Genomic DNA, 6,686 nt, shown 5'->3' on the forward strand with positions numbered 1-6,686 from the left:
GATTGGGCGGTGCCGGCGGTCCATACCTCTTAACCTATTGGTGCCAGACAAGATATCATGTATGGTGCCGTTCGAGGCGCAGAAACCGCCTTAGACATTCCTTGACAAGATGCCATTCTTCACAGGTAATTTCTCTTGATATGTGACCGCAGCAAGGCGTTAAAATCATAATTCTGAAATCAGTAACGGGACATCGTGTGAAAACCGATGTCCCGTTTCTATTTCGACACCTCAGCCGTGAGTATTAGTCACGGTTGCGGAGTTTTGCCAAAGCGACCACTTCGGGAGGGGTCTCCGCGTAGGGCTCTGAATCCAGTTCGAAGCTCTTCGTGACGGCCTCCACGAGTTCGTCGCACTCCATGCCCGCGATCTTGGCTTCTGCAACAATGCAATGAAGACCCTCGAGCGTGCGTCGGCGGCATTCTTCGCGGCATTTGACCTCAATGCCTTTGTTCACGAAAACGCCCATGCCCCTGCGCGTGTACAGCAGACCCATCACCTCGAGGTCCCGGTAAGCCTTCGCAACCGTGTTCGGGTTCACGCGCAGGCGCTCGGAAAGCTCCCGAACCGACGGCAACTGGTCTCCTGCTTTCAGCTTGCCCGCAGCAATGGCGAACTGCACCTGGTTCTCGATCTGGACGTAAACGGCCACACTGCTGTTGATGTCGATGCTCAGTAACATTGGTTTCATGACACCTCCTGCTCGTTTTGCGGAAACTGCGCGCCTGCACCCTCCGCTGTTGGCCGTTGCTCTTACACCCCACTCTTTCGCCCACAGCAAACCGGGATGTTACCGTGGGCCAAGATATGTATAATGTACAGAGACGACGGACAACCGCGGCCCCCACTCACATGGAGACAGATCGTGCGTGTTTCTGCATACCGGACAAGTTTACTACTACTAACTTTTTGCCTATTGTACCACATATCCGCCGCGAGTCAAACCGCACAGTCAATCGCATACTTTCCAGTCGTAACTTGTTCAGGACAAGAGAGTTCTGGCGGCCAACTGCACGTCGATTTAAGTGACATTGTCGGCCGCCGTCTTCCTGGTAAAGTGCTTTTGAAGTCCCAAGACGGCACGCAGTCCTACTTGTTGAGAGTTCCTGAGGGCTCCGCTATCGGCGAGTGTCCCCTGGGGAAGTTCACCGCCTATACGTACGTATATGAATTGGGCGTACCCATCCTCGTGGATGTGCGCGAGATCGTCGTCGATGCCGGCGTCATGGCAAGCCTTCCCTTGACGTTAATCGAGGGAAGCGCGGGCCAACGAACGCTCCTGGCTTTTGATGCCGACCGCGATTTGGTGCTGGACCGCATTGAGGAGGAAATAGGAACGGACCGGTTCGACGCAGCAAGCATGCCGGGCGTTGAACGGCTGCCCCAGCAGAACACCGTTCTCGACACCAAGGCTGGCTGGTATAAGGGCGAGCTTCACGCACGCTCGAGTTACGGCGGCGGCTCGGAAAGCGTCGGCGGGCTGGTCAAGCGCGCCGAGAAGTCCGGCCTGGATTTCCTCGCGATCACGGACCTCAACACGATGGAGGCCTGCAAGGACCCCGCGTTCACATCGAAGTCCGTCGTATTGATTCCCGCGATGGAGTGGGGAGATTCGAAGCGCGGGTATGCCCTCATCTACGGCCCGCAGACCGAACCCGAGCGGGCGGACACGTTCACACATGCCCAGGCATTAGTGCGCCGGGTCCAGATGCAGGGCGGTATTTTCGCCATAGCCCACCCCTGCTTCCGCGACGCTCCCTGGCAGTGGGGGCTGCAGTACGTGAACGCCATCGAGGTATGGTGCCGGGATTGGCGAAGCATGCCCCCGGTAATGCTGAGCGACCTCGATCAAGATCTCCAGGCCCGGGGCGAAAAACGCCTGGAGCGCGACCCTAAAACGGGGCGCGATATCCCCGGGAAATACATCGAGGGGAAGCCGCTCTATCCGATAGCCCAGGCAGCCGCAACCACCCATCTCGCCGCGAACGCCAAGGCAGAGATCTTCTGGGACGCGCACCTCAATAGCGGACTTCGGGTAAGCCCCATCGGAGGAAGCATGTCCAGCGCGGGTAACGTGCCGTTGGGGCGGCCGATCACCTACGTTTTCGCATATGAGAAGTCCGTCGCGGGGATTCTCACCGGCCTGCGCCAAGGCCGCACGTTTGTATCCAGGGGGCCCGACGGCCCAACCGTGGAGCTCTTTGCAAACGTCAAGATAGACGATCGCACCGTGTATGTGCCGATGGGAGGCGTCATCCCTATTGGCATGGAGGCGCAATTGGTGGTCCGGGTGCGCGGGGGTAAGGACAAGAAGGTCCAGATCTTTGCCGATGGGCGGCCCATCATCTCGAAACGCATGGATTCCAAGAAATACGACCGCAGGCTCGTGGTCAAGCCGGACCGCTTTACGGTGTTCCGCGCCCGGGTCGTCGAGCAAGCCGTGATCGACCCTGAGAAGGCCTTTGAGGAGACCGGCATGGGCACCCTGGAGGTTCTCGCGCTGTCAAGCCCCATCTATGCCGAAAACCTCACCTTCGGCCCCCCGCCACAACCCGGCGCCACCCCCGAGCAACCGCAGGAGAATATCGCGGACCTCCCCGTCAAGGAACGCGTCAAGAAAGCCATGGAGGCCGTCGAGCGCGTCGCCGAAGGCAAAGAACAGAAAGGATGGGTCAGCATCGAGCCGGAAGGCGTGCCCCCGGTGTATGCCACGGGCATTCGAAGCAGAGACGGCAAAACCTACGTGAGTACGGACCAGTCCCGCGCCGCACAGTTCTTCCTGGACACGCCGGATGACGAATACAAGCCGTCGCCCAATGCGCAGGTGCGCGAGATTCGCCCAACCGTGATCCGCTGAGTACAGCGGGAACGCGCCCTTATTCCCGGAGGCGATGCGGGCCGCGCGACGCGCCAGGAGGGGCGGCCCATCTGTCTTGGTCTCATGCTCGCTGACTTTGGTCAGGTCAGATCTCTGACGTCGAGACGATGACGGATATCTTCGATCACAACGTCGAGAATCTCATCCAACGAGGTCTTGGGTTCGAAACCGATCGCGTCATGTACTTTCTTGAGACTGGGCATGCGGGCGCGCATGTCCTCGAACCCGGGTCCGTAAGCCTGTTCGTAGGGAACGAACGTTACTCCCCCCGTGCTGCCGGTCTTCTCAATGATCCGCTCCGCAAGCTTCTTCATTGTGATGGCTTGATTTCCGCCGATATTGAAGACTTCGCCGCACAAATCTCTCCTTTCCATGAGTTTGATGAGCGCGGGCACGACGTCCCCGACGTACGTAAAACAGCGGGACTGCTCGCCGTCGCCAAATACCGTCAGAGGCTCGTTGCGCAGGGCTTGTGCCACAAAACGGGGAATCACCATTCCATACCGCCCCGTCTGGCGCGTTCCCACGGTATTGAAGAGGCGCACAATCACAACCGGATGGCGTTTTTCGTACCAGTAAGCAAGGGCCAGAAACTCGTCCATGGCTTTTGACGCGGCATACCCCCACCGGCTAAGCGAGGTGGCGCCCATGATACGGTCGTCGGTTTCGCGGAACTCGGGGTTCATCCCCTTGCCATAGACTTCGCTGCTCGAGGTAATCAGCAAGCGGCGCCGGTACCGTGACGTCTCTTCAAGCACGGTCTCCGTGCCGCGAATGTTGTTTACAAGCGTGCGGACCGGCTGCTCGACCACCAGCTGCACGCCCACGGTAGCCGCCAAGTGGTAGACCACATCGGCTTCCCGAACGAGGTCTCGGACGATATCCTTGTTCAGGGTGGTGTCTACCACGCAGGTCAGCCCGGATATGTGCTCGATATTCTCGAACCGCCCCGTGCTCAGGTCATCGAGCACCGTGACCTGATGACCCTGGTGGACCAAGGCCTCGCACAGATGTGAACCAATGAATCCAGCGCCCCCAGTTACCAAAACACGCATAGCACGCTCCGTCATACCTCGTGGCCTGAACGGCCGCGGTTGGCATTCCCCAACACCCCGCTGGCTTAACTGCAAGCTGCGTTTGAGTATACGAGGCTTTGCGCACAGCGTCAACAAGGCGTGCGCGGGACTCCGCGTTGCCCGGTTCCCCGGCGGCGAAGCAATGGCGCCGGCTATCTCTATCGACTCTTTGGGAATTCGCGAAACAATTACAAAGTTTCCCATGTTACATGATGTAGCAATTGCGTCTCTGAAAACACGGGCGCCCGTTTGTGCCAGGGCAGCGTTCCTCTGGCGGGTATGTTGTGATTGGAATGCGCGCGCAATCAGCCCCGGGTTTTCGGACAGGAGGTCCTGGTTATGGGCAGTGAATCGCTCTCGGGCAGGCTCGAGGGGCGGGTAAAGTGGTTCAACGATACCAAGGGATATGGGTTCATTGTTGTTGATGACACGCCCGACATCTTCGTCCATTACTCTGCTATCAAGATGGAAGGCTTCCGAACGCTCAAGGAAGGCGATCTGGTCAGCTTCGAGTTGCTGCACGGCACGAAAGGGTTGCAGGCGATTAACGTCAACAAGGTTGCATCAGCGGACCCCGCGGAACCCGAGGCTGTTGACTCGTTTCAACAAGATACCGTCGACTACGAGCCCGAAGTGCGCAGGCGGTCAGCCGGTTAGTCCCCGAGCTTCACGAAACCGAAGCTCTCAGGCGGAGCGGTGAACGCGTTGTCCTGGACGCGGAGTTCGAGTCCGGGACTGTGTTCATCTTTCACGGTTTCCCTGGTATAGGCCCTGGCGGGCCCGGCGACCGGCAGGTCGAAACGTATGGGCGCCTCCTTGCCTGCCTGGTTCACCCAGAATGCCACATTTCCGACCACCGCCGCGGCGGCGTGCCTTGGGTGCGAGGACTCGCACCGGCGAACGGCCGCCCCCGGTTCCGTCATCCGCGTGAAGCACGCGATCGCATGGTACACGGGGCGGATCGCCCAGCCGCGGTCTTTGAAATTCCACAAACCGTAATTCATCATGTTGCCGCCCGGATAGTAGACTTCGTGGAGACACCAGATGTTAAATCCCGCGACACCCCTGTTCAGCCCTTCGACGATGAAATTGAAGGTCCATAGGGCATAGGGATAGTCCTCCATGATCGGGTTGGCAAAGGTGCCCGACCGGCCGTCCTGAAATCCGAATTCCGCCACCACAAGCGGTTTACGCGGCGCCTTCCGGGCGAGAACATCCAACCGTTCTTCAAAAAAGTACGGTGCGAGGACGCGGTCCGCGAACGGGAAATAGCGATGTGAGGCGAAAACATCGGCTACGGCGAAATAGGAGTCGTTCCCGGCACAGGCTTCGAACCACTCCAAACCCCCGGTGTCATCGCTGCCGACAATCTGGATATCGAGCCCCCGGCGGCCGAATTCCTCCTTGGCGAGCCGGTGCAGCTCGACGTACCGGTCAAACGAATACCCGAGTTGGAGGAAATGCGTGTTGGGCTCGTTCGTGAGAGTCCATTGCCGCACACAGGCGAACCCCTTGTCCCGGATAAGATGTTCGAAGAGGGCGCCAACAGCCCGCGCCATTTCCTCGGGCCGGCCGAAGGGGTCGGCAACGCCCCACTCGACCCCCGTAACATTCACCAGGGCCCCTAGCCGCTGATACAAGGCAAGCGTGCGGTAGTGGCTCTGCATGTTCGGGCTGTCGAAGGTGAAGGTCTTCCAGTCCCCGCTGGGATTCCAGTCCTTGTACCAGCAGAACATCCGGACCCAGTCGGGTTCGAGCCATTCGAGCCGCCGTTCCCGGAGCGCGATGTCGCCCTCATCAATGCCGCGATCGAGGTTCTCGGGCGCATAGAACCAGCCGTCGTCCTCGGCGCCGAATCCCACGAGATTCGCGCATGCCACGTCATTGGTAACCGTGATGGACACCTCGCCGTCGAGAGGCTTCACCGCCAGATTCTCAAGACGGACCAGCCGCGCATTGTCAAACAGGGCGTCTCCCCTGCCATTCACAATCAGGCAGAGCCGCGCGGAAACGGCTCCGCCGGGCGCTACGGCGCGAACCCTGAGCGTCTTCCAGGCATCGTCGGAGAGGAGGCCCGCCGACTGACCGTAGCTCATGCGCTGGCCCGAAGCATCGTAGAACTCGAGGGCAAGGTAGGCGCCATAGCCGTCGCGGATCCCCTGAGCACACACCTCTGCCGTGCCCGAAAGCAAGTCCTCGGGCGCAACCGGAACACGCTGGCCTATCGTCGGCCACGCCACCGGCGCATCGCCCGGCACGGAGATTCGAGCCACCGACCGGCCCTCCGCCTGCCCGGCTTCCATGGTCACGTGCGGAGCCGCCGCGTCCCACCCCGCAAGTCCCTCCTCAAACGAAGGGTTCGATAGCAGGTTCGGCTCGGTTGCCGCAAGGACCAACAGCCCCAGGACAAACATCATGACAGTCTCCTTTCACGGAAAGCGCGGGCGGATGCCCGGACACTCCATTGCAGGCACGGCGGCCTGACAAGGCCGCGCTCCGCATTGAGTCACAAAGCGGATGGCAACAGAGTAACACAACGGGGCGCGGCCGCCCTCGAAACACCGAATCGTTCGGGTAGTTTGCCCAATCATGTTTATGTTTCGGGCTTTCAGCCCTGTTAGGTGCTGTGGGCGCGATTTCCTGGCCCTTCAGGCCAGGCTGGTATGTGACGCGCCGTTGGCGCTCTGAACAGTTGCCATAGACAGGCCGCCGGGCCAACCCATCCGGTGTGC

5 protein-coding genes are annotated in these 6,686 nt (G+C 59.9%); 2 read left to right on the forward strand and 3 right to left on the reverse strand.

Annotated elements, in window-relative coordinates; translation table 11 throughout:
• Window positions 1-244: 244 nt before the first annotated feature.
• Entirely contained in the window at window positions 245-691 is a 447-nt protein-coding gene (locus PLJ71_20620) for a GntR family transcriptional regulator (GenBank protein ID HQM51098.1), read from the reverse strand.
• Window positions 692-1,096: 405 nt separating this feature from the next.
• Between PLJ71_20620 and PLJ71_20625 the strand changes: the two genes are divergently transcribed.
• Window positions 1,097-2,857, forward strand: a complete 1,761-nt coding sequence (locus tag PLJ71_20625) for a hypothetical protein (protein HQM51099.1) — start codon at window positions 1,097-1,099, stop codon at window positions 2,855-2,857.
• Window positions 2,858-2,958: 101 nt separating this feature from the next.
• Here the strand turns inward: PLJ71_20625 and PLJ71_20630 are convergent, their stop codons facing one another.
• Window positions 2,959-3,933, reverse strand: coding sequence for a GDP-mannose 4,6-dehydratase (locus PLJ71_20630; GenBank protein HQM51100.1), 975 nt, complete (start codon window positions 3,931-3,933; stop codon window positions 2,959-2,961).
• A 360-nt stretch (window positions 3,934-4,293) separates the two neighbouring features.
• Here PLJ71_20630 and PLJ71_20635 point away from each other — a divergent pair, with 360 nt between their 5' ends.
• Window positions 4,294-4,611 carry a cold shock domain-containing protein gene (locus PLJ71_20635; GenBank protein HQM51101.1) on the forward strand — a complete coding sequence of 106 codons (318 nt, stop codon included), beginning with the start codon at window positions 4,294-4,296 and terminating at the stop codon, window positions 4,609-4,611.
• Here PLJ71_20635 and PLJ71_20640 read toward each other — a convergent pair.
• On the reverse strand, window positions 4,608-6,371 hold the full coding sequence (locus PLJ71_20640; protein ID HQM51102.1) for a hypothetical protein: 1,764 nt from the start codon (window positions 6,369-6,371) through the stop codon (window positions 4,608-4,610). The genes PLJ71_20635 and PLJ71_20640 overlap by 4 nt on opposite strands.
• Between the last annotated feature and the right edge of the window lie 315 nt (window positions 6,372-6,686).

The organism is Candidatus Hydrogenedentota bacterium (genome assembly GCA_035416745.1).
Taxonomy (GTDB): Bacteria; Hydrogenedentota; Hydrogenedentia; order Hydrogenedentales; family SLHB01; genus UBA2224.